Genomic DNA, 20274 nt, shown 5'->3' on the forward strand with positions numbered 1-20274 from the left:
ATGGCAACAAGCTGGCATCGCAGCGGCATAGCCGCCCCGCCCGTGCAGACCGGCGGGGGTCAGAGTATACGCATGATCTGGATCACCCAGATCTTCTATTTCGTCTTCCTCATGATGGTCTTCATCGGGCAACAGCCCTTCGCCTCCCGCACCCAGGACGAACTCGTGGCGATGGCGCAGGAGAATGACGGGTCGGACCTGTTCAAGCAGTTGTTGTTCATCGGCTTCGCCTTGCTGCTGACTGGCGTGCAGATCATCCGCAAGCATCCTCTTCAATATAGGTTCACCTTCTGGCCGCTGGCGATCATGCTGGCCTGGTTCTTCATTTCCTGCACCTGGGGCGTGGACCCGTTCGTATCCTTCAAGCGGGCGATGCAGCAGCTCATCGTGATATATATCACCTTCTGCGCGCTGTCCCTGATCGGGCCGGAGCGGCTTTTCGACGCTCTCCGGGCCGCGCTGATCGTTTCGCTTCTCATCTGCTGGATATCTCTGCCGCTGACACCCGCAGCCGTCCATCCTCCGACCGAAAGTGACAAGGCGCTGATCGGTGCATGGCGCGGTTTCTTCTTCCACAAGAATATCGCCGGCGCCGTCATGGCTCTGACCTTCATAGTCTGCGGCAATGCATGGATCGACCGGCGCAAATGGTATTATGCACTGTTCGCGGTCATGGCCTTCGTTTTCGTGATCGGGACCAAGAGCAAGACCTCGCTGGCGCTGTGCGTCGGCATGCTGGCCATCAGCAATATCTATCGGGCGCTGAGCGACAATACGCAAAAGCGCGCGATATTGCTGTTGATGCTGGGCTTCGGCATGGTGGGGTTTCTTGGCCTCTACATCGCCTATCAGCCGACTATCGAACGGCTGTTCGCGGACCCCACCAGCTTTACCGGCCGGGTTTCGATCTGGCGGGTGGTCTTCGATTATCTGGCCGACCACCCCTATCTGGGCGCTGGTTTCGGCGGCTTCTGGCAGGTCGGCACCAACAGCCCGGCGCATGATTATTTGAATCAGCAATTCCAGATGCTGACCGCCCATTCGCATGATGGCTATCTGGAAATCTGGGTGACCACCGGACCGTTGGGCCTCGCCATGCTGCTGGTCAGCTTTCTTGCTTTGCCGGTCTACTGGTTTCTCACCGGCTCGACCAAGGAGAATCAGGCGCTGATGGTGCCAGCCTTCGCCATCTGGGTTTTCGTCATGTACCAGAATCTTCTGGAAACCAGCTTTTTCGACAAGGATCGCCAAGTCTGGGTGATCTTCCTTGCGGCCATCGCGGCCGCGCACGCCACCTTCAAGGCCAAACCGCGTCCGCAATGGACGCGGCGGTATCATCTCCCGCAGGAGCGCGTTCATGGCTGACATCATCCTGTGCATCGCCACCTGCAACCGACCCCAGGGATTGCAGCGAACCCTGGAATCCCTGGCTGCCCAACAAACCCGGCACAAGCTGGAAGTGCTTGTGGCGGATAATGACGCCATTCGACAGGAAGGGCTGGCCATGGTCGAGAAGCTTGCCTCCAAGGGCTATCGCTGGCCGATCAAGGCCCTGCTGGTTACCGAACGCGGCATTCCACTCGTGCGCAACGCGCTCGTCGCCGCAGCGCTGGCCCGGCCAGGCGCGACCCATATCGCCATGCTGGACGATGATGAGGCCGCCTCCCCTGGCTGGATCGACGCCATGGCGGAAACCGCGCAGCGCTGGGAGGCGGACGTAGTGGGCGGCGCGGTGCTGCGCGAGATGGACAGCGCCATCGCGCCCTGGGCCGCCCACCATCCCCTGCTTGCACCCAAACAGCGCGGGCAGTCCGGGCCGGTCGCATTGGTGGACAGCACCGCCAATGTGCTGATCGCCGTCACGGCCCTGCGCGCCATGGGGAAGCGTCCCTTTGACGAGCGCATGGCGCTCACCGGGGGATCGGACAAGCAGCTGTTTACCCGCATGCAGCGCGCCGGCTTCCGTTTCGCCTGGTCGGAGGAGGCGGTCGTCACCGAACTCATCCCCGCCAGCCGCGTCACCGCCAAATGGCTGCTGATGCGCGGCTATCGGGTCGGCATGACCGACATGATGGTGGAGCGGTTCCACAAGGGGCGGCTGCGCACGCTGCTGAACGAAGCGCCACGCATTGTTGCAGGTTTCATTGTCGGGTCGCTGGGCGCCATTGCCACGCTTGACCGGGGCAAGCGGGTCGAACGGCTGGGCAAGCTCTATCGCGCGGCGGGCAAGATCGCTGGGCTCGCCGGAATCCATTATGAAGAATATCGAAAGGTGCATGGCGCATGACCAAGGCCGCGCTGGGCAAGCAACCCTTTTTCTCCGTCGTGATCCCGCTCTACAATCGTGCGGAGATCGTCGGTGACACCATCCGGTCGGTGCTGACGCAGGATTGGCAGGATTTCGAGATCGTCGTGATCGACGACGGTTCAAGAGACAATCCCCGTCCCGTGATCGATGCCATAGGCGATCCCCGCATCCGCTATATCCGGCAGGACAATGCGGGTGGCGGCGCGGCCCGCAACGCGGGGATCATGGCATCGGACGGACGCTATATCGCGTTTCTGGATTCCGACGACCTGTTCCTTCCCGGCAAGCTTTCCATCATGGCGAAGGCGCTGGCGGGAGATGACGGGCGAACGGTGCTCTATTCCCGGATGAAGGTGGACCGGGGGGTCGACCGCTACTGGATCAGGCCCGATCGCGGCATTCGGGAAGGCGAGGATGTCGGGGAATATCTGTTCTGCGCCAACCAGTTCATGCAGACCAGCACCATGGTCGTGCCAACCGGCATGGCGCAGCAGGTCCTGTTCGACCCTGCGCTGAAAAAGGGTCAGGATCTTGATTTCTGCGTTCGCCTCCAGGGCGCCGGCGCGCGCTTCCGGATGATCGACCAGCCGCTGACGATCTGGCTCGACGCCACGGAGGCGGGGCGGACATCCTATGTGAAGGGCTATGAAACCTCGCTCGACTGGCTCGATCGCTGCGGCCACATGCTCACCACCCGCGCGCGACGCGGCTATCGCGCAACGGTGCTCGCCTATCATATGGCGCCAGTCAGGCCGGTGGTGGCAATCAAGGATCTGGCCGTCGGCATGGTGGCCGGCGGCGTCCCTCCCCGCGTGATCGCCCGGCAGGTGCTGCGATCCTATCTGCCCAAGCCCTTTTATCGTTCGCTGGTCAACGGCTTCGTCCTGCGCTTTGGCAAGGCTGAGACCGTCGCAAGTGGAGCCAGTTCGTGATGACCGCCTGGCAACCTCCATCCAGGCTGAAGGCGGCCATCGCTGCACCGCTGTTTTCCGTGGTGATCCCCACTTATCAGCGGCGCGATTCCGCTGTCGCCGCCGTCATGTCCGCTTTGGAACAGACCATCGCGATCATCGAGGTAATCGTGGTGGTGGACGGTTCCACCGACGGGACAGAGGTTGCCCTGGGCGCGATCAACGATCCGCGCCTCAAGGTCATCGTGCAGGAAAATCGCGGCGCGGCGGCGGCACGCAACAAGGGCATCGACCATGCCCGCGGGCGCTACATCGCGTTTCTGGATTGCGACGATCGTTTCCTGCCCCACCATCTGGCCGACCTCCTGCCGCTGCTGCAGGAAAGCGGGGATGTCGTCGCCTATGGTCAGGTGCTCGCCGATCGCGGCCAGGGACGCAATTTCCTGAAGCCGCCGCGCGCCATCGCCCATGACGAGACCATGGATCGCTATCTGATGTGCGATCGCGGCTTCATCCAGACCAGCAGCATGGCGCTCAGCCGAACGCTCGCGGAGAAGGTCCGCTATCGCGAAGATGTGAAATTCGGCGACGATACAGATTTTGCCTTGCGCCTGTCGCTGGCGGGGGCACGTTTTCTGATGACGGAACGACCCGGCACCATATGGGCGGATCGCCATGCGGACGACCGGCTTTCCCACGTCCGCGGCAGTATCGGCAGCCTGACCTGGCTGAGGGACCTTCGCCCTCATATCAGCCCTCGCGCCTTTTCCGCCTATATGGGCTGGCATGCAGCGAAGAGCATCTGGCCGACCAGCAGGCGGCAGGCGATGCGCTATTATCTAGGTGCTGTATGCCGCGGCGCATTCGGGCCTCGGCTGGCCGCGACGGTGCTGTTGCAGATCGTGATGCCGGACCCGGTCTATCGCCGCATTTCCGATCGTTGGATCGACCTTTCCCACATATTGGCCGGCAAGGGACAAAGGTTATGAGAAGGCGTGAATTCCTCGCTGGCGCAGCAATGCTCTCCGCCTGTTCTCCGATTCCACCGAGCGCCGCGCAAGTCGGCGGCACGGCCGGGCTTGCCGCCCATGCCCGCAGGTCTGGCCGCTATTTCGGCGCCGCGATCAAGTCACGCCAGTTGCGGGAAGACCCGGACTTCACCGCCGCCGTCGCCCGCGAATGCGACATGGTGGTGGAGGAATATGAACTGAAGCGCGGCACGACCGAGCCCAAGCCCGGCCAATATGATTTCAGCGGCGCTGACCAGATCATCGCATTCGCCCAGCAGCATGGCATGCTGGCCAGGGGCCACGCACTGGTATGGTACGCGGCGCAGCCGCCTTGGCTGGAGCCTGCTCTGCAAGCCGCCGACCAGGCCGAGCGACAGACCCTGATGACCAGCTATATCGACACGGCCATGCGCCGCTACGCTGGCAAGATCGACGAATGGGACGTCGTCAATGAAGCCATTGAGCCCAATGATGGCCGCGCTGATGGCATCCGCGCAAAAAGCATGTGGATGCAGGCATTGGGCGAAGAGTATATCGACATTGCCTTCCACCGCGCGCGGGAGATCGATCCCCGGCCCCTGCGGTTCCTGACGGATTTCGGACTAGAGCAGGACTCTCCACGCTGCGAGAGGCGCCGAACCGCCATGCTGAAGCTGCTCGACCGACTGATGGCGCGCAAAGTGCCCGTGGATGCAATCGGCATTCAGGGGCATCTCAAGCCATATAAGGAAGGCTTCAGCCAGACGGTATTCGCGCGCTTTCTGGATCAGCTTCGCGGCTATGGACTGGTCCTCTCCATCACGGAATTCGACGTGGCGGACAAGGGCGGCCCGCCCAATCCGGACAAGCGGGACAAGGAAGTCGCCTCGTTCGCCAAAGCTTTTCTGGATGTGGCATTGGACAATCCAGCGATGCGCTCGGTGCTCTGCTGGGGGTTGTCGGACCGCTATAGCTGGCTGTCGAATTTCAAGGACTATAAATGGCCCGACGGCCAATTGTCGCGCGGCTTGCCCCTCGATTCAGGGATGCATCGCAAGCCGATGTGGGATGCCATTGCCGCCGCTTTCGACGCGGCCCCCGTCCTGAGGAGCGCGGGAGCATGAGGATTTCCTCGCTGACCGGCCTTCGCGGCGTGGCGGCCGTATCCGTTTTGCTTTACCATATTCCGCACAATCCGGCGTTCGAGGCCTTTCGCCTGCCGCTATTCTCGCGCGCCTATCTGGCGGTCGATCTCTTTTTCATCCTCAGCGGCTTCGTCATTTCCTTCGGCTATCACGACCGGGTGGTGAATCATCCTGGATGGTCGAGCTATATCGACTTCCTCGTCAATCGCATGGCGCGGGTCTGGCCGCTGCACCTGATCGTGACGCTGGTGTTCATGGCGCGGATCGTCCTGAACATCTCCGGCAACCAAGCGATCGCGCTCGACGCACCGAACATTCTTTCCAACCTGCTGATGGTGCAGAGCTGGGGTTGGGGAACAGAACCGATCGCGGGCAACAGTTGGTCCGTCAGCACGGAGGTCGCGGCATACCTCATCTATCCGCTGATCGCGATCATCGCCTTTTCGCGGGCGGCGTGGATCCAGGCATTGCTGTGCGTCGGGATATTGGGCCTGGTGGCACTGTCCGGCAGAGGTTCCAGCGGTCCGCTGGACGTCAATGACAGCGACACGGTGCTGACGCTCCTGCGCTGTCTGGCCGGCTTCTCGCTGGGCGTGCTGAGTTATCGCTGTGCGGAGAAGGGCTGGTGCAGGCGGTTGATCGACCGAACCGGCGCCTTCGCCATGATCTGCGGCCTGATCGCGCTGGCGCTGCTGCTGCCGGGGAAAGTCGATCTGCTGGTGGTATGCCTGATGCCGGCCCTGGTGCTGAGTTGCTATTATAACGGCACGGCGGCGCGGGCGGTGATGGCCAATCCGGTGAGCTTCCATCTGGGCCTCATCAGCTATTCCATCTACCTCTGGCATCCGCTGGTGCGTGACGTTTTCGCCCGCGGCATGGGGATCGCACACAGGCATGGCATCACTGAATTCGACGGGCTGATCATCATCGCCATGCTGGTGGCGACCTGGCTGCTCTGCTGGGCGAGCTATGCGCTTGTGGAGGTGCGCGGGCATCAACTCATCAAATGGCTCCAGCGTGGCGGGCGCAGCCGCAAGCCCACGGTCGAGGCAGCCGCCTGATGGCGTCGATCTGGATCGCCATTCCCACCTTCCGTCGACCGGACCAACTCCGCCACCTGCTGGAGACCCTGCCGGGCGTGGCCGATCGCCACGACGTGATGGTGCTGGTGGCCGAAAATGATCCGGTTCGGCAGGAAGGGTCCGCCGTCGTCCGCGCCCTGCTGGCCGATGGATATGGCCTGCCCGTGACGCTCCTGACGGTCGCGCAGCCGGGGCTTTGCGCGGTCCGCAACGCCATCGCCGACGCCGCCCTGGAGGATCCGGCGATGCGCTTCCTGGCGATGATCGACGATGACGAGTGGCCCCAGCCGGGCTGGCTTGATGCACTCCTCATCTGTCAGGCGCAGGTGGGCGCCGACGTGGTCGCCGGACCGGTGGATAGCTGCTTCGTTGGGACAGCGCCGCGCTGGGCCAGGGAAACACTGGTTTTCCGTGCCGAGCAACGCCCATGGGGCGCGACCGGCATGCTGTGGGCAAGCAACAACCTGCTGGTAACCCGCCGGGCTTTCGAGATGATCGCACGCCCCTTCTTCGATGCGCGCTTCAACCGCAGCGGCGGAGAGGATCTGGATTTCCTGACGCGACTGCATGAGGCTGGAGCGCGCTTCGGCTGGTCGCCCGACGCCCGGGTCAGCGAATGGGTGCCGGTTGAGCGGGCACGGCTATCCTGGGTGCTGAAACGGATGTGGCGCATCGGCTGCACGGAAACGCTGGCTCGGCAAAAGGCCCTGCCCGGCTGGACCGGCACCGCCAGATTGCTGGTCCGATCCATCGCGATATTGGGATTGCGAACCGCTGGTCTGGCCACCCTGCTGCTGCCCGGCGCGCGTCGGGTGGACATCGCCGGGCAGTGGGTCAAGAGCTGGGGGCGCCTCTATGCCCTCGCGGGCCGCGGGCGCTCCCGTCGCGGGGCGGGCCATTATGGCGCGCTGTAGATCCTGAAGCTCTTGATGACCATGTCGCCCGATCCGTCATCATAGGCGCCGCTGGTCTTCACCGCGACATCCATGATCGGATAAAAGCGGAAACCCTGGAAGGGATTGACCGACTGATAGGTTTCGACGCCATCCACGAACCAGGTGATGTAGTCGCGCTGGATGTCCACGGCGAAACGATGGAAGCCCTGCGAATAGCCGCTGAGGCCATAGGCCTGCTGCGTCTGGATCGTGATGCCCCTCTGGTCATATCGGGTACTGTTGGTGCCGACATGAAGGGTGTGGGCTACATGGCGATCGAAATCCCAGTAGCTCTGATAGCCGAACCCCTCGTAAATATCGATCTCGGGCGGCCAGCCGCTGGTGGATACGAGCCAGAATGCCGGCCATGATCCGCGCCGGTTGGGCATCTTCGCTTCCCATTCATATTGCCCGTAGCCGATCTGAGTCGCCAGGAAGTTGCGGCCATCGAGCACCGACGATCCATAATACCAGTTCTGCCCGCCATAGCTGATCGGCGTCTTCAGCTTCTGCGTGTGGAGGACGAGGCCATAGGCGCTCCAATAGACTGGCCCCTCGATACCAGGGAAAATACTGGAATCGAGATAGAGACCGGTTTCCCCGTTGGCGACCTGGGTCCGGCCATTGGCAAGGGAGGTCGCCCAGCGATCCCAACCGCCATCGGGCGATCGTTTGTGCGTGCCCTTGAGCAATTCGAACTGAAGCGTGCCGGTCGCCGCGAAGGTGCGCGGTGCCCGGAAGGTTCCCGCCGCCTTGGCCGTTACCGTCGCCGTGCTGCTGGCCGTGACCGTCGCGGTCGATTGCCCCTGAAGCCCGCCCCAGGGCGCCTCCCGCAATTTTACCTGGAACTGCTGGCCTTCCGTGGCGCCGATGATGGGAACCGCGACCGTCTGCACCAACGGATCGCCCGGACGGAAGATCACCACAGTGTCGACCGTCTGGTAATTATAGCCCGACAGTGCGCGATAGGTACCCGAGCCGTTGACGGTGGTGATCCGCGCAATCACCGTATTGGGTGTTGGCCGGTCGAGCGACACTGGAACATAGGCTACGCTGCTGCCCGGACGAAAACTGGCATCGCCCAGGGAAAGCGTCGCCTTTTCCGGCATCCTCGTCCCATTGGCGAAATCAAAGGTGGAAAAATCCGAAACAGTGTTCGTCGTCGTGGAACCACTGTTCGTCGTCGACGTTGTGGTCGTCGAACTCGTGGCTGCAAGAAGCTGCGAGCTGGTGGTTGTGGTCGACGTCATGGTTGATGTCGACGTTGTTGTCATGATCGTAGCGGCTCCCGCTGCGAAAATACAAAGCATTCCGGCTCCGATAACGGAGCCAGTCATTTTGACAGGCATGGTTTGCGACCCCCAAAGTTACCCCTATAGGGTCTCCCAAGAAGGTTAACAAAAACCTCGGGTCAACGACGACTCGTCGTATCCTTTGGAAATTTGCGACGAGTTGTTGAACAACATGCCTGAAGATCGCCCAAATCGGCGATATTTTCAGAATCGATATGATATCTTTTTGCGCGGAGACTTCGCGAAAACGAATAACGCCCCCGGCGCAAAGCCGGGAGCGCTTCTTCTCCATGCTTCCCTGGAATGGAATGTGCGCCGCAGCCTATTCTGCTGCCTGCACCAGTTCCTCTATTTCGGGAGTGGCACCGCGACCAACGCTGACATAGACAAAGCCGGCTGCCTCCGCATCGGCGGGACGATAGATATTCCGCAGGTCGACCAGACCGTCGCCGCTCATGACGCCCTTGAGACGCGGCAGATCCAGCGCCCGCAGCGCATCCCACTCGGTAACGATCACGACAGCGGCGGCCCCTTGCGCGGCGACATAGGGATTATCGCAGAAGTCGACATCCGTTATCATCATGCGGGCTGCATCCATCCCCTCAGGATCATAGGCCCGCACCTGCGCGCCGCCGTCCTGCAGGGCCTGGATGATCGCGATCGACGGCGCGTCGCGCATGTCATCCGTATTGGGCTTGAAGGTCAGTCCCAGTACCGCGATCGTCTTGCCGCGCACCGATCCGTTGCAAACGGCTACGACCTTGCGCGCCATGGCCCGCTTGCGACTTTCGTTGATTGCCACGGTCGTCTCGATCAACCGGATCGGCGCGCCGGCATCCTCCGCCGTCTTGACCAACGCCAGCGTATCCTTCGGGAAGCAGGAGCCGCCATAGCCGGGGCCTGCATGAAGGAATTTCGAACCAATCCGGTTATCCAGACCGATGCCGCGTGCCACCTGCTGAACGTCCGCGCCGACATTTTCGCATAGTTCGGCGATTTCGTTGATATAGGTGATCTTCATCGCCAGGAAGGCGTTGGCGGCATATTTGATGAGTTCGCTCGTTCGACGGCCGGTGAACTGGATCGGCGCCTGATTGAGATAGAGGGGGCGATAGACCTCCTCCATAACCGGACGGGCACGTTCGTCCTCTATGCCGACGACAATGCGGTCGGGGCGCTTGAAATCCTGGATCGCAGCGCCTTCGCGCAAGAATTCGGGATTGGAGGCGACGGCGAACTGCGCATCGGGATTGGTTTCGCGGACGATGCGGTCAACCTCATCGCCCGTACCAACCGGAACCGTGGACTTGGTAACGATTACGGTAAAGCCGCTCAGATTGGACGCGATTTCCTGCGCAGCGGCGTAAACATAGCTGAGGTCGGCATGACCATCACCCCGCCGGGCGGGCGTGCCCACGGCGATGAACACCACGTCGGCCTGGCTGACCGATCCGGCAAGATCAGTCGTGAAAGTCAGGCGACCCGCCTTCACATTGCGCGCGATCAGATCGGCAAGGCCTGGCTCATAAATCGGCACGCCACCACCCTGCAATAACTCGATCTTGCGCACATCCTTGTCCACACAGATGACATCATGGCCGAAGTCCGCGAGACAGGCGCCGGATACCAGGCCGACATAGCCCGAGCCGGTCATAACGATCCGCATCACTATTCTCCTTCTTCAAACGGCTTTCGAACAACCGCCAACCGATCATGAAAGGACGCACGAGGCCATTACGGGAAACCCCGACGTGGCGATCTTCATCCCTCATCATAGGCTGAGCGTCAGGCGACCTAGCCTGTTGCCCAATGGCCGGATCCAGCCGGCAATTGACGCAGCGCAGCATAACGCTGCGCAGCATGGATGCAACGCGACTTGCCGCTCTTCGCACACATATGGACGCGGATCTGGAAGCGGATCGTTCAGGAATTCGGGCTGAGCCGAGGCGCAAGCGAAACATGAAAACGCGCCGCTCAAAATATCATACATCTGAAACTGCCCGGGATATGGCGGACCGCAACGTGCAAATGGGCGGTTCCCTCAAGTCGATGACGGCGGGCGATCTGGGTGCCATCATCAAGGCGCTGGTGGAACGAACGAAGATCGACCCTGAACGAATCGACGATGTCGTGTTCGGCCAGGACTATGGCAATGGCGAGGCGCCCTGCATCAGCCGCTGGTCAGCTCTGGCGGCGGGACTGCCGGAATCCATCCCCGGCGTTCAGCTCGACCGCCGCTGCGGTTCCGGCCTCCAGGCGGTGATCGACGCTGCCATGCGTATCCGGACCGGCGCGGCCGACATGGTGATCGCAGGCGGCGTCGAAAGCATGTCCAATGTGGAATATTATTCGATCGATCACCGCTGGGGCGGGCGCCTGACCCGCCCAGACCAGGAATGCTCCCCTTCGGAAAGCAACCGAAGGGACGCTTAAATACCCCCGGCGACTACAGGCCAGCCGCCGCGTTCCAGCCCGGCAACCAGATCCGCCACGCACTGGCCCAGATCCTCCGCATTGACAGATCGGATCACGAAATTCGCGCCTGTCCGTCCTTCGCGGAAAAAGGGATAGCTGCCGATCTGGCACCCTTCATGCGCCCGCTCTGTAGCGCCGAGGAGGTCTGCGATCTCGCTTTCCGCCACCCAGCAGCCTATGGTGGTGGACAGCACAGGCAAACCACCTTCCAGCGTTCCCGTCAGGCTGTCCAGCATCCCCGCCGTGATATGCGGAACGCCGGCCATGATGAAGATGTTGCCATGCCGGATGCCCGGAGCGCCGGACATGCGGTTTTCGATCAGGCTCGATCCGGCCGGCGCGCGGGCCATGCGCAGACGCGCCTCGGTCAGGCCGCCGCGCGTTTCATAGTAGTTTGAGAGCATTGCTCGCGCCTCGGGATGGATTTCCACAGGCACCCCGAGTGCCGCGGCGATGGCATCCACGGTGATATCGTCGTGGGTCGGCCCGATGCCGCCGGTCGTGAACAGATAATCGTTCCGCGCCCGAAGCGTGTTCACAGCCTCGACGATCGCGTCGCTCTCGTCCGCGACGACGCGGACTTCGCGCAGGCGAATGCCCTGCACATTGAGCCATGTCGCAATCTGCGACACATTCTTGTCCTGCGTCCTTCCCGAGAGAATCTCGTCGCCGATCACGATCAGTGCGGCGGTCCATATGCGGGTTGGGTCGGCCATGGGCAGGCCATAGCCTCTGCCGTGCGCCATGCCTAGCCGCCCCCTCGCATTATGCGGCTTCACCGCCTATAATCACCCCATGACCGAATATATGACGATGACGGCGGACGCGCCGATTTCCCGCTCGACCGCGATCAAGCTCTACGACGCGGCCGGTTTCGATGGCATGCGCAAGGCGGGGCGATTGGCGGCGGAAATATTGGACGCGCTGGCCCCCCATGTCGTGCCGGGCGTCACCACCGGCGAACTGGACGATATTGTTCGCCGCATGACACTGGATGGCGGCGGCGTGCCCGCGACCCTGGGCTATCGCGGATATACCCACAGTTGCTGCATCTCGCTCAACAATGTCATCTGTCACGGCATTCCGGGCGAGCAGAAGCTCAAGGAAGGCGATATCCTGAACATAGACGTGACACCGCTGGTCGACGGCTGGCACGGCGACAGCAGCCGCATGTACATTTGCGGTGAAGCCCCCATCAAGGCGCGGCGGTTGGTCGAAGTTACCTATGAATGCCTGATGCTGGGGATCGAACAGGCGCGACCCGGCAACACTCTGGGCGACATCGGTCATGCCATCCAGCGCCACGCGGAAAAGCACCGCTATGGCGTCGTGCGCGATTTCTGCGGCCATGGTCTGGGCCGCGTGTTTCATGACAGTCCGGAGGTGGTCCATGTCGGCCGCCCGGGCACCGGGCCGGAGCTCAAGCCTGGCATGTTCTTCACCATCGAACCGATGATCAACATCGGCAAGCCGGGCGTGAAGATGCTGGAGGACGGGTGGACGGCCGTGACACGCGATCGCACGCTTTCCGCGCAGTTCGAGCATAGCATCGGCATTACCGAAACCGGCTGCGAGATCTTTACCAAGAGCCCTGCGGGTCTCGACGCGCCGCCCTATCGGCTCTGACTCCAGGATATGCCTAAAAAATGGGCATGACGTCATGATATTGCCCGTATTTCGGGCAATATGGACAAAAGTTGCTGCATCGCGGAAAGCAGTTTCCGGCGATTCGCTAATTGGCACGGTAGTTGATTAGGAAGAGAGGCGGCGCGTGCCTTAGGGGGGCATGAAGACCGTCGCTCGATCAGGACGAAGGGCGGGATGAAACCCGTCATCTGGCGCGCGTTTGAGTTGGGATACCTAGAGATGAAGAAGATCGAAGCGATCATCAAACCGTTCAAGCTCGACGAAGTGAAGGAAGCTCTTCACGAAGTGGGCGTTTCGGGCATCACCGTTACCGAAGCCAAAGGGTTTGGCCGCCAGAAAGGCCATACGGAACTGTATCGCGGCGCCGAATATGTGGTCGATTTCCTGCCCAAGGTGAAGTTGGAGGTCGTCGTCGACGACTCGCTGGCCGAACGGGTGGTGGAAGCGATCTCGGCTGCCGCACAGACCGGGCGCATCGGCGATGGCAAGATCTTCATTTCCAACATCGAAGGCGCGGTCCGCATCCGCACCGGTGAGCGCGACAGCGACGCCATCTGATTTTACCGACTTCTCGCCGGCTTACAGGGGCCTGGCGGCTGACCACATCAACCTACCCCTTCGGGGGGGTATCATGAAAGAAGGGCAAGGTTCACATGGCTAACACGCCTAAAGACATCCTGAAAATGATCGAGGAAAAGGAGATCGAATGGGTCGATGTCCGCTTCACCGATCCCAAGGGCAAGTGGCAGCACCTGACCATGGTGTCTTCGGTGCTGGGCGAGGATGAACTGACCCAGGGCCTGATGTTCGACGGTTCGTCGATCGAAGGCTGGAAGGCGATCAACGAGTCGGACATGATCCTGAAGCCCGACCTGGACGCCGTCTATGTCGATCCGTTCAGCGCCACGCCGATGCTGATCCTGTTCTGCGACATCGTCGAACCCGACACCGGCGAACTGTACAGCCGCGACCCGCGTTCGACCGCGAAGCGCGCGGAAGCCTTCGTCAAGTCGGCCGGCTTCGGCGACACCGTCTATGTCGGTCCGGAAGCCGAATTCTTCATGTTCGACGACGTCCGCTTCAACTCGGACTATAGCGAATCCTTCTTCAAGATCGACGATATCGAACTGCCGACCAACACTGGCAAGGAATATGAGGGCGGCAACCTCGCCCACCGTCCGCGCGCCAAGGGCGGCTATTTCCCTGTCGCGCCGGTCGATCCCTGCACCGACATTCGCGCCGAAATGGTTTCGACCATGCTCGAAATGGGCCTGCCCTGCGACAAGCACCACCACGAGGTGGCCGCTGCCCAGCACGAACTCGGCCTGACCTTCGGTACGCTGGTCCAGACCGCCGACCGCATGCAGATCTACAAATATGTCGTGCAGATGGTCGCCCAGGCCTATGGCAAGACCGCGACCTTCATGCCGAAGCCGATCGCCCAGGACAACGGATCGGGCATGCACACCCACATGTCGATCTGGGAAGGCGGCAAGCCCCTCTTCGCAGGCGAAGGCTATGCGGGCCTGTCAGACACCTGCCTCTATTTCATTGGCGGCGTCATCAAGCACGCCAAGGCGCTGAATGCCTTCACCAACCCGACCACCAACAGCTACAAGCGTCTGGTGCCGGGCTTCGAAGCGCCGGTTCTGCTGGCCTATTCGGCTCGTAACCGTTCGGCCTCCTGCCGCATTCCCTACGGCGCGGGCGCCAAGGCGAAGCGCGTGGAATTCCGCTTCCCCGACGCGATGGCCAACCCCTATCTGTGCTATTCGGCGCTGCTGATGGCTGGCCTCGACGGCATCGAGAACAAGATCCATCCGGGCGCCGCGATGGACAAGAACCTGTACGATCTGCCGCCGGAAGAACTGAGCCAGGTGCCGACCGTTTGCGGTTCGCTGCGTGAAGCGCTGAACTCGCTGGCTGCCGACCACGACTTCCTGCTGAAGGGCGACGTGTTCACCAAGGACCAGATAGAGGCCTATCTCGAACTCAAGTGGCCCGAAGTGTACCGCTGGGAAATGGCTCCCTCGCCGGTCGAATTCGACATGTATTACAGCGCCTGATCAGTTCAGGCCTGAGCAATTCAGGCCTGATCCGTTCGGAACTGTCGAGGAAAGGGGCTCGGTCGCGCAAGCGGCCGGGCCCCTTCCGATTGGGCGGGGATAATTACGCCGATATCCGCTGTGGATAAGCCGTGCTCAGGCGAAGGCAGGAGCCCAGTTCACAGGTTGCGATTATTGCGCAGCCGGGACGGACTCTCATAGGCCGCCCATCTCATCAGACGCCTTGGCAGAGGCGCAGCGCGCCTGATGAGCCTATCGGCAAATTCAGCTTGAGCCCGAATCTACCCTCGAATCCGCCCATTGCCTGCCTCCAGTAGAAATCCGACAATCGGTCCATGTCGCTCATCGAGTCGCTAGGCCTGTCCCATCCGATTATCCAGGCACCCATGGCCGGTGTGTCGACGCCTGCCATGGCGGCGGCTGTCTCCAACGCCGGCGCGCTTGGTTCCATCGCCGTGGGTGCGGCCGACGCCGAAGGCGGCCGTTCGATGATAGAGGCTGTCCGCGCGCAGACCGGTCGCCCGTTCAACGTCAACCTCTTCGCACATGCGCCTGCCCGCAATGACCCCGTCAGGGAAGCGGCCTGGCTCACTGCCCTGACGCCGATGTTCCGGGCCTATGACGCCCGCCCTCCAGCGGCGCTGCGCGAAATCTACCGCAGCTTCGTCGAAGATGATGCGATGCTTGCGCTGTTGATCGACCTCGCCCCGCCGGTTGTCAGCTTCCATTTCGGATTGCCCGATCCGGTCGCCATCGCCGCGCTCAAACAGGCAGGATGTCTGCTGCTCGCCACAGCGACCAATGAGGTGGAAGCGCGTGCGGCAGAGCAAGCAGGCATCGACGCCATAGTCGCCCAGGGCTATGAAGCTGGCGGCCATAGGGGTGCCTTTGATCCGGAAGCCCTTGACGACCAGCTCGGCACCTTCGCCCTCACCCGTCTGCTCGCCACTCGATGCAGCCTGCCCGTGATCGCGGCGGGCGGCATCATGGACGGACAGAGCATCCGCGCCGCACTCGCGCTTGGCGCAGTCGCAGCGCAACTTGGCACTGCCTTCATCGCCTGCCCCGAAAGCAGCGCCGACGAAGCCTATCGCGCCGCACTCGCCAGTGCAGCTGCCCATCATACTGTGATGACCCGCGTCATTTCGGGTCGCCCGGCCCGCTGTCTCGCCAATCGCTTCACCGCCTGGGGCGCCGAGGCTGCAGCGCAGCCCCCCGCATATCCCATTGCCTATGATGCCGGCAAAGCGCTCAATGCTGCCGCGAGGGCCAGGGGCGAAGGCGGCTTCGGCGCGCAATGGGCAGGCCAGGGTGCGCCACTGGCTCGCGCCATGCCAGCCGCCGATCTTATCGACCTTCTGGCCAGGGAAATGCGGGAAAGCGCTTAACGGACTTCAGGAATGGATGCGCCGAACAGCAATATCGGCTCGCCGGCGGGCGACAATGCGATCTCGCCACCGACGCTCGTCACCAAAGTTCGCACCATCCAAGCCGCAGATGTGCGCGACGCAAGCCCCTCCGGGGGCAAAGTGCCCGCCAGAGCGGCGCGCAGGTCGGGATCAAGCACCAGCTTCGGTCCTTCCGCCCGCACGACGATCTCTGTCACGCCTGGCCTCTTTTCCGCCCCGATGTCGAGCTGACCGCCGCGCACCAGCGCATCGCCCGCGATCAGCGCCAGGTTCAGCAGCACCTTCACGGGCAGCTTTTCCAGCATGTCATCCTCGACCAGCCAGCCGATCTTCACCCGTCCCGAAGCCGCGAACATGCCCTCTATGGCCACCCGCGCCTCATGCGTCGGCACGGCATCGCCAAAGCCGCCCGCAGAACCGAATGCCAGGCGGAAGAATTTCAGCTTGTTCGCAGAGGTTTTGGCGCTGTCAGCCAGCAGGTCCAGGCAACGCTGGCGCATTTCCGGATCCGTCTCATCCGCCATCAGTTCAAGCCCGTTGTTGAGCGCACCGACCGGACTCAGCAGATCATGGCACAGGCGCGAGCAGAGCAGGCTGGCAAAATCGATGCTGTCGATCGGATTGGTCATGAAGGTTCGCTGCCGCCGGAAAAATGAACAGGAAGGAATGAACGGCTAATGCGCTGCCCCGCCGCGCGATGCAACCCTCCCTCACATGATGTCGAGCAAAGCCTCGACAAATTGCACCCGTCCGTCTTGCCCCGCGCCGGCAACCCACAGGCGGGCCATCCCCTCTCCCACGATCAACCAGAGGCTGTCGTCGGGCGCCGCGCAGGCTGCATCTGTCCGGGAGGGCGCGGCCTGACCGGCTGGATGCGAATGGTAATGCCCCAGAATCCGCGCCCCGCCGGCACGCGCCGCACGATGAGCCGCGATCAGCACCACGGGATCGAGTTCGAAATGGCGTTCCGGGTCGGCCGCGACATTGGCCGCGGGCCGAACTGCCTCGATCCGCGCCCGCGTCCCCAGCAGCAAGCCGCAGACCTCCCGCCTGTCCGCCGCCGCTTCGGACATGATTTGTTCCAGCAGACCCCTTGAAATCGCAACCTTCATTCCTACGTTTCTACCCAATGGGTTCGGGGGTTTCCATCATTGAAGCGACCATAAGCGAGGCGCAGGATGGCATGCGGCTCGACAAGGCCCTTGCTGAACTGGTTCCCGACCTTTCGCGCGAGCGCTTGAAGGCGCTGATCCTGGAGGGCCATGTGACGGAAGGTCGGCATGCGAACGCAGGCCGGTTCCCAAACCCATCAATGCCAAACCCATCAATGCCAAACCCATCAATGAAGGTCACAACCGGACAGGCCTTCGCCATCGTCCTGCCCCCGCCGATCGCGGCTGAGGCCGCTGCACAGGACATACCGCTCGACATCATCCATGAAGATGCCGATCTGATCGTCATCGACAAGCCTGCCGGCCTGGTGGTCCATCCGGCTGCGGGCAACCTGGACGGAACCCTGGTCAATGCGCTGCTTCATCATTGTCAGGGTCGGCTGTCCGGGATCGGCGGGGTGGCGCGCCCAGGCATCGTCCACCGCATCGACAAGGATACGTCGGGCCTGCTGGTCGTAGCCAAATCCGATCGCGCTCATGAGGGGCTGGCGCAGCAGTTCAAGGCGCATTCGATCGACCGGCTATACGCTGCGATCGTCTATGGCGTACCTCAACCATTGTCGGGCACGATCGACACATGGATCGGCCGTTCCGACGCCGATCGAAAGAAGATGGCGGTTCATCGGGAAGGACGCGGCAAACATGCCGTGACCCATTACCGGACATTGCAGAAGCTGCGCGCCGCCGCCCTGGTGGAATGCAGGCTGGAGACCGGGAGAACGCATCAGGTGCGCGTTCATATGGCGCATATCGGCAACCCCTTGATCGGTGACCCGGTTTACGGTAGAGAAAGAAAAGGTTTCAAATCGATACTGGAAACGCTGGGTTTCAAAAGGCAGGCATTGCACGCAAAAAGGCTGGGGTTCATACATCCATTAACGGGTGAGGCACTCAGCTTCGACAGCAAACTCCCTGTCGATATGCAGGAACTGTTAAGCGAGCTTCACGTATAGATTTGAACAAGTTTGCGACGGCGCCTTGGACGCCTCTTCTGGGTCCCGCCGCGCATGAAAGGGAAAGGTGACGACATGGCCGGAAAGACCAATGTCCCCGCGGTTCCTGCGCTGGGCGGTGAAGCCAGCCTCAACCGCTATCTGTCGGAGATCCGCAAATTTCCGATCCTGACGCCCGAGCAGGAATATATGCTCGCAAAACGCTATGCCGAACATGCTGATTCGGAAGCGGCGGCGCAACTGGTGACCTCGCATCTGCGCCTCGTGGCGAAGATCGCCATGGGTTATCGCGGCTATGGCCTGCCCGTCAGCGAACTGATCAGCGAGGGCAATATCGGCCTGATGCAGGGCGTGAAGAAATTCGAGCCGGATCGCGGCTTCCGTCTGGCGACCTACGCCATGTGGTGGATTCGCGCTTCGATCCAGGAATTCATCCTGCGGTCGTGGAGCCTGGTGAAGATGGGCACCACCGCCGCGCAGAAGAAGCTGTTCTTCAACCTGCGCCGGATGAAGAACAATATCGAAGCCTTCGAGGATGGCGACCTGCATCCCGACGACGTCAAGAAGATCGCCACCGATCTGGGCGTGACGGAGGAGGATGTCATCTCCATGAATCGTCGCATGGCGATGGGCGGCGACACGTCGCTCAACGTCCCGATGCGCGAAGATGGCGAGGGCCAGTGGCAGGATTGGCTGGCCGACACCGATCCGCTTCAGGACGAACGGGTCGCCGACCAGCAGGAAAGCGAACTGCGCCACGACATGCTGGTCGAAGCGATGGATGACCTGAACGACCGGGAGAAGCATATTCTGGCCGAGCGCCGCCTGGCGGAGGAACCCAAGACGCTGGAGGAACTTTCGCAGGTCTATGGCGTCAGCCGCGAGCGTGTTCGCCAGATTGAGGTGCGCGCGTTCGAGAAACTGCAAAAGGCCATGATGCGGATTGCAGGCGACAAGCTGGGCAAGATTTCCCGCCTCGCCACCATCTGACCGGATTGGGTAAAGGACAAAGCCCCGGATGAACATCCGGGGCTTTTTCGTGCCTGCTCGCTGCGCGCCGTCCCCCCGGCAAAAACAGTCCGGTGGAGGGCGCGCTCACGTCCGAAATTTTTCCTCATGGTGCAATTGCGAGCCATCCCGCTCCATCTTGCACCGCCGCGCAACGGCGTTACCACGGCAATATGAACTCCAAATCCGCTTCCCCTCGTCGCCGCTCCCGCTGGATCCGGATCATCCTCAAGATCATCGGTGGTTTCGTCGCACTCTCCCTGCTGATGGTGGTGGTCTATCGCTTCATCCCTCCGCCCGTGACCTGGACAATGCTGCTGGACCCCAACGGCATCACCAAGGACTGGATGAGCCTGGACAAGATGGATCCGAACATGGCGCGCGCCGCAATCGCCGCAGAGGATAGCCGCTTTTGCAGCCATCACGGCTTCGACGCGGTCGCCATCGCCCAGGCGATGCGCCACAATGCCAGCGGCGGGCGCATCCGCGGCGGCTCGACCATCAGCCAACAGACGGCAAAGAATGTGTTTCTTTTCCAGGGCGGCGGTTTCATCCGCAAGGGGCTGGAAGCCTGGTTCACCCTCCTCATCGAAGCGATCTGGGGCAAGCGGCGGATCATGGAAGTCTATCTCAACGTCGCGGAAACCGGCATCGGCACATATGGCGCGCAGGCGGGTGCCATCCGCTATTTCCACCATGGCGCCCAGCATCTGACCCGCCCCGAAGCCGCCCGCCTGGCCGCCGTCCTGCCGCTTCCCAAGAAGCGCGAAGCCATCGACCCGCACGGCTTCACCCGCCGCTACGGCAACAGCATTTCCGCCCGCATCGGCATCGTGCAGCGTGACGGGCTGGATAGCTGCCTGAAATGAAGAGGGCGCGGAT

22 protein-coding genes are annotated in these 20274 nt (G+C 62.0%); 15 read left to right on the plus strand and 7 right to left on the minus strand.

Features of this window, described 5'->3' with window-relative positions:
* The 7 genes from MRBLSP13_RS12300 to MRBLSP13_RS12330 are packed head-to-tail and all read left to right on the plus strand — an operon-like array spanning position 1 to position 7349.
* The gene (locus MRBLSP13_RS12300; RefSeq protein ID WP_363734680.1) at positions 1–1365 is read left to right on the plus strand and encodes an O-antigen ligase family protein; all 1365 of its coding nucleotides are present in this window, start codon (positions 1–3) and stop codon (positions 1363–1365) included.
* Positions 1358–2287 carry a glycosyltransferase family 2 protein gene (locus MRBLSP13_RS12305; protein WP_363734679.1) on the plus strand — a complete coding sequence of 310 codons (930 nt, stop codon included), beginning with the start codon at positions 1358–1360 and terminating at the stop codon, positions 2285–2287. Before MRBLSP13_RS12300 ends, MRBLSP13_RS12305 begins: the two co-directional genes overlap by 8 nt.
* The gene (locus tag MRBLSP13_RS12310) at positions 2284–3240 is read left to right on the plus strand and encodes a glycosyltransferase family 2 protein (RefSeq protein WP_363734678.1); all 957 of its coding nucleotides are present in this window, start codon (positions 2284–2286) and stop codon (positions 3238–3240) included. Before MRBLSP13_RS12305 ends, MRBLSP13_RS12310 begins: the two co-directional genes overlap by 4 nt.
* A complete protein-coding gene (locus MRBLSP13_RS12315; RefSeq protein ID WP_363734677.1) occupies positions 3240–4208 on the plus strand; it encodes a glycosyltransferase family 2 protein in 969 nt (322 codons plus the stop codon). Before MRBLSP13_RS12310 ends, MRBLSP13_RS12315 begins: the two co-directional genes overlap by 1 nt.
* On the plus strand, positions 4205–5332 hold the full coding sequence (locus MRBLSP13_RS12320) for an endo-1,4-beta-xylanase (RefSeq protein ID WP_133652120.1): 1128 nt from the start codon (positions 4205–4207) through the stop codon (positions 5330–5332). The genes MRBLSP13_RS12315 and MRBLSP13_RS12320 overlap by 4 nt, the downstream gene beginning before the upstream one ends.
* Entirely contained in the window at positions 5329–6414 is a 1086-nt protein-coding gene (locus MRBLSP13_RS12325; protein WP_363734676.1) for an acyltransferase family protein, read from the plus strand. Before MRBLSP13_RS12320 ends, MRBLSP13_RS12325 begins: the two co-directional genes overlap by 4 nt.
* The gene (locus MRBLSP13_RS12330) at positions 6414–7349 is read left to right on the plus strand and encodes a glycosyltransferase family 2 protein (protein WP_363754719.1); all 936 of its coding nucleotides are present in this window, start codon (positions 6414–6416) and stop codon (positions 7347–7349) included. Before MRBLSP13_RS12325 ends, MRBLSP13_RS12330 begins: the two co-directional genes overlap by 1 nt.
* Here the strand turns inward: MRBLSP13_RS12330 and MRBLSP13_RS12335 are convergent.
* Genes MRBLSP13_RS12335 through MRBLSP13_RS12345 form a run of 3 tightly spaced genes read right to left on the minus strand, consistent with a single transcriptional unit; the run spans position 7334 to position 10328 of the window.
* Positions 7334–8479 carry a glycoside hydrolase family 16 protein gene (locus MRBLSP13_RS12335; protein ID WP_363734674.1) on the minus strand — a complete coding sequence of 382 codons (1146 nt, stop codon included), beginning with the start codon at positions 8477–8479 and terminating at the stop codon, positions 7334–7336. The two genes, MRBLSP13_RS12330 and MRBLSP13_RS12335, sit on opposite strands and share 16 nt — an antisense overlap.
* Before the next feature lie 19 nt (positions 8480–8498).
* Entirely contained in the window at positions 8499–8954 is a 456-nt protein-coding gene (locus tag MRBLSP13_RS12340; protein ID WP_363754721.1) for a hypothetical protein, read from the minus strand.
* 30 nt (positions 8955–8984) lie between these two features.
* Positions 8985–10328, minus strand: a complete 1344-nt coding sequence (locus MRBLSP13_RS12345; RefSeq protein WP_363734672.1) for a UDP-glucose dehydrogenase family protein — start codon at positions 10326–10328, stop codon at positions 8985–8987.
* Positions 10329–10669: 341 nt separating this feature from the next.
* Between MRBLSP13_RS12345 and MRBLSP13_RS12350 the strand changes: the two genes are divergently transcribed.
* Positions 10670–11095 (plus strand): beta-ketoacyl synthase N-terminal-like domain-containing protein, encoded by a 426-nt coding sequence (locus MRBLSP13_RS12350; protein ID WP_363734671.1) that lies wholly within the window; start codon positions 10670–10672, stop codon positions 11093–11095.
* On the opposite strand, the gene MRBLSP13_RS12355 is transcribed toward MRBLSP13_RS12350, so the two are convergent.
* Positions 11092–11853 (minus strand): competence/damage-inducible protein A, encoded by a 762-nt coding sequence (locus tag MRBLSP13_RS12355; RefSeq protein WP_363735371.1) that lies wholly within the window; start codon positions 11851–11853, stop codon positions 11092–11094. The two genes, MRBLSP13_RS12350 and MRBLSP13_RS12355, sit on opposite strands and share 4 nt — an antisense overlap.
* Positions 11854–11932: 79 nt before the next feature.
* Here MRBLSP13_RS12355 and map point away from each other — a divergent pair, with 79 nt between their 5' ends.
* The 4 genes from map (at position 11933) to MRBLSP13_RS12375 (ending at position 16238) form a co-directional block, all read left to right on the plus strand.
* Entirely contained in the window at positions 11933–12763 is an 831-nt protein-coding gene (gene map, locus MRBLSP13_RS12360) for a type I methionyl aminopeptidase (RefSeq protein WP_363755240.1), read from the plus strand.
* Between the two features lie 240 nt (positions 12764–13003).
* Positions 13004–13342 (plus strand): P-II family nitrogen regulator, encoded by a 339-nt coding sequence (locus tag MRBLSP13_RS12365; RefSeq protein WP_007685085.1) that lies wholly within the window; start codon positions 13004–13006, stop codon positions 13340–13342.
* Positions 13343–13437: 95 nt separating this feature from the next.
* Positions 13438–14850: a type I glutamate--ammonia ligase gene (gene glnA, locus MRBLSP13_RS12370; RefSeq protein ID WP_363734670.1), complete on the plus strand. Its 1413-nt coding sequence runs from the start codon at positions 13438–13440 to the stop codon at positions 14848–14850.
* 335 nt (positions 14851–15185) lie between these two features.
* On the plus strand, positions 15186–16238 hold the full coding sequence (locus MRBLSP13_RS12375) for an NAD(P)H-dependent flavin oxidoreductase (protein ID WP_363754723.1): 1053 nt from the start codon (positions 15186–15188) through the stop codon (positions 16236–16238).
* Here the strand turns inward: MRBLSP13_RS12375 and MRBLSP13_RS12380 are convergent.
* The 3 genes from MRBLSP13_RS12380 to MRBLSP13_RS12390 all read right to left on the minus strand — a co-directional run bounded on the left by MRBLSP13_RS12380 (position 16235) and on the right by MRBLSP13_RS12390 (position 17541).
* Positions 16235–16888 carry a histidine phosphotransferase family protein gene (locus MRBLSP13_RS12380; protein ID WP_363754725.1) on the minus strand — a complete coding sequence of 218 codons (654 nt, stop codon included), beginning with the start codon at positions 16886–16888 and terminating at the stop codon, positions 16235–16237. The two genes, MRBLSP13_RS12375 and MRBLSP13_RS12380, sit on opposite strands and share 4 nt — an antisense overlap.
* A gap of 81 nt (positions 16889–16969) precedes the next feature.
* The gene (locus tag MRBLSP13_RS12385; protein WP_363754727.1) at positions 16970–17371 is read right to left on the minus strand and encodes a M67 family metallopeptidase; all 402 of its coding nucleotides are present in this window, start codon (positions 17369–17371) and stop codon (positions 16970–16972) included.
* Between the two features lie 2 nt (positions 17372–17373).
* On the minus strand, positions 17374–17541 hold the full coding sequence (locus tag MRBLSP13_RS12390) for a hypothetical protein (RefSeq protein ID WP_363755276.1): 168 nt from the start codon (positions 17539–17541) through the stop codon (positions 17374–17376).
* Here MRBLSP13_RS12390 and MRBLSP13_RS12395 point away from each other — a divergent pair.
* From MRBLSP13_RS12395 to mtgA, 3 genes are all read left to right on the plus strand, one after another.
* Complete coding sequence (locus tag MRBLSP13_RS12395) at positions 17470–18384, plus strand: RluA family pseudouridine synthase (protein ID WP_363755242.1); 915 nt, start codon at positions 17470–17472, stop codon at positions 18382–18384. The genes MRBLSP13_RS12390 and MRBLSP13_RS12395 overlap by 72 nt on opposite strands.
* A gap of 75 nt (positions 18385–18459) precedes the next feature.
* Entirely contained in the window at positions 18460–19374 is a 915-nt protein-coding gene (gene rpoH, locus MRBLSP13_RS12400) for an RNA polymerase sigma factor RpoH (RefSeq protein WP_133652132.1), read from the plus strand.
* Between the two features lie 191 nt (positions 19375–19565).
* Entirely contained in the window at positions 19566–20261 is a 696-nt protein-coding gene (mtgA, locus tag MRBLSP13_RS12405) for a monofunctional biosynthetic peptidoglycan transglycosylase (RefSeq protein WP_363734666.1), read from the plus strand.
* The last annotated feature ends 13 nt before the right edge of the window (positions 20262–20274 follow it).

The organism is Sphingobium sp. LSP13-1-1.1, assembly GCF_040676415.1.
GTDB lineage: Bacteria > Pseudomonadota > Alphaproteobacteria > Sphingomonadales > Sphingomonadaceae > Sphingobium.

Coding starts and splice junctions, on each gene's coding strand:
- MRBLSP13_RS12305 (WP_363734679.1), top strand. CDS start 1,358: ATGGCTGACATCATCCTGTGCATCGCCACCTGCAACCGACCCCAGGGA.
- MRBLSP13_RS12365 (WP_007685085.1), top strand. CDS start 13,004: ATGAAGAAGATCGAAGCGATCATCAAACCGTTCAAGCTCGACGAAGTG.
- MRBLSP13_RS12375 (WP_363754723.1), top strand. CDS start 15,186: ATGTCGCTCATCGAGTCGCTAGGCCTGTCCCATCCGATTATCCAGGCA.
- MRBLSP13_RS12325 (WP_363734676.1), top strand. CDS start 5,329: ATGAGGATTTCCTCGCTGACCGGCCTTCGCGGCGTGGCGGCCGTATCC.
- MRBLSP13_RS12310 (WP_363734678.1), top strand. CDS start 2,284: ATGACCAAGGCCGCGCTGGGCAAGCAACCCTTTTTCTCCGTCGTGATC.
- MRBLSP13_RS12340 (WP_363754721.1), bottom strand. CDS start 8,954: ATGGAGAAGAAGCGCTCCCGGCTTTGCGCCGGGGGCGTTATTCGTTTT.
- MRBLSP13_RS12345 (WP_363734672.1), bottom strand. CDS start 10,328: ATGCGGATCGTTATGACCGGCTCGGGCTATGTCGGCCTGGTATCCGGC.
- map (WP_363755240.1), top strand. CDS start 11,933: ATGACCGAATATATGACGATGACGGCGGACGCGCCGATTTCCCGCTCG.
- MRBLSP13_RS12350 (WP_363734671.1), top strand. CDS start 10,670: ATGGCGGACCGCAACGTGCAAATGGGCGGTTCCCTCAAGTCGATGACG.
- MRBLSP13_RS12335 (WP_363734674.1), bottom strand. CDS start 8,479: ATGCCGGAAAAGGCGACGCTTTCCCTGGGCGATGCCAGTTTTCGTCCG.
- MRBLSP13_RS12300 (WP_363734680.1), top strand. CDS start 1: ATGGCAACAAGCTGGCATCGCAGCGGCATAGCCGCCCCGCCCGTGCAG.
- MRBLSP13_RS12390 (WP_363755276.1), bottom strand. CDS start 17,541: ATGCCGACCTTCCGTCACATGGCCCTCCAGGATCAGCGCCTTCAAGCG.
- mtgA (WP_363734666.1), top strand. CDS start 19,566: ATGAACTCCAAATCCGCTTCCCCTCGTCGCCGCTCCCGCTGGATCCGG.
- MRBLSP13_RS12330 (WP_363754719.1), top strand. CDS start 6,414: ATGGCGTCGATCTGGATCGCCATTCCCACCTTCCGTCGACCGGACCAA.
- MRBLSP13_RS12315 (WP_363734677.1), top strand. CDS start 3,240: ATGACCGCCTGGCAACCTCCATCCAGGCTGAAGGCGGCCATCGCTGCA.
- MRBLSP13_RS12355 (WP_363735371.1), bottom strand. CDS start 11,853: ATGGCCGACCCAACCCGCATATGGACCGCCGCACTGATCGTGATCGGC.
- rpoH (WP_133652132.1), top strand. CDS start 18,460: ATGGCCGGAAAGACCAATGTCCCCGCGGTTCCTGCGCTGGGCGGTGAA.
- glnA (WP_363734670.1), top strand. CDS start 13,438: ATGGCTAACACGCCTAAAGACATCCTGAAAATGATCGAGGAAAAGGAG.
- MRBLSP13_RS12385 (WP_363754727.1), bottom strand. CDS start 17,371: ATGAAGGTTGCGATTTCAAGGGGTCTGCTGGAACAAATCATGTCCGAA.
- MRBLSP13_RS12380 (WP_363754725.1), bottom strand. CDS start 16,888: ATGACCAATCCGATCGACAGCATCGATTTTGCCAGCCTGCTCTGCTCG.
- MRBLSP13_RS12320 (WP_133652120.1), top strand. CDS start 4,205: ATGAGAAGGCGTGAATTCCTCGCTGGCGCAGCAATGCTCTCCGCCTGT.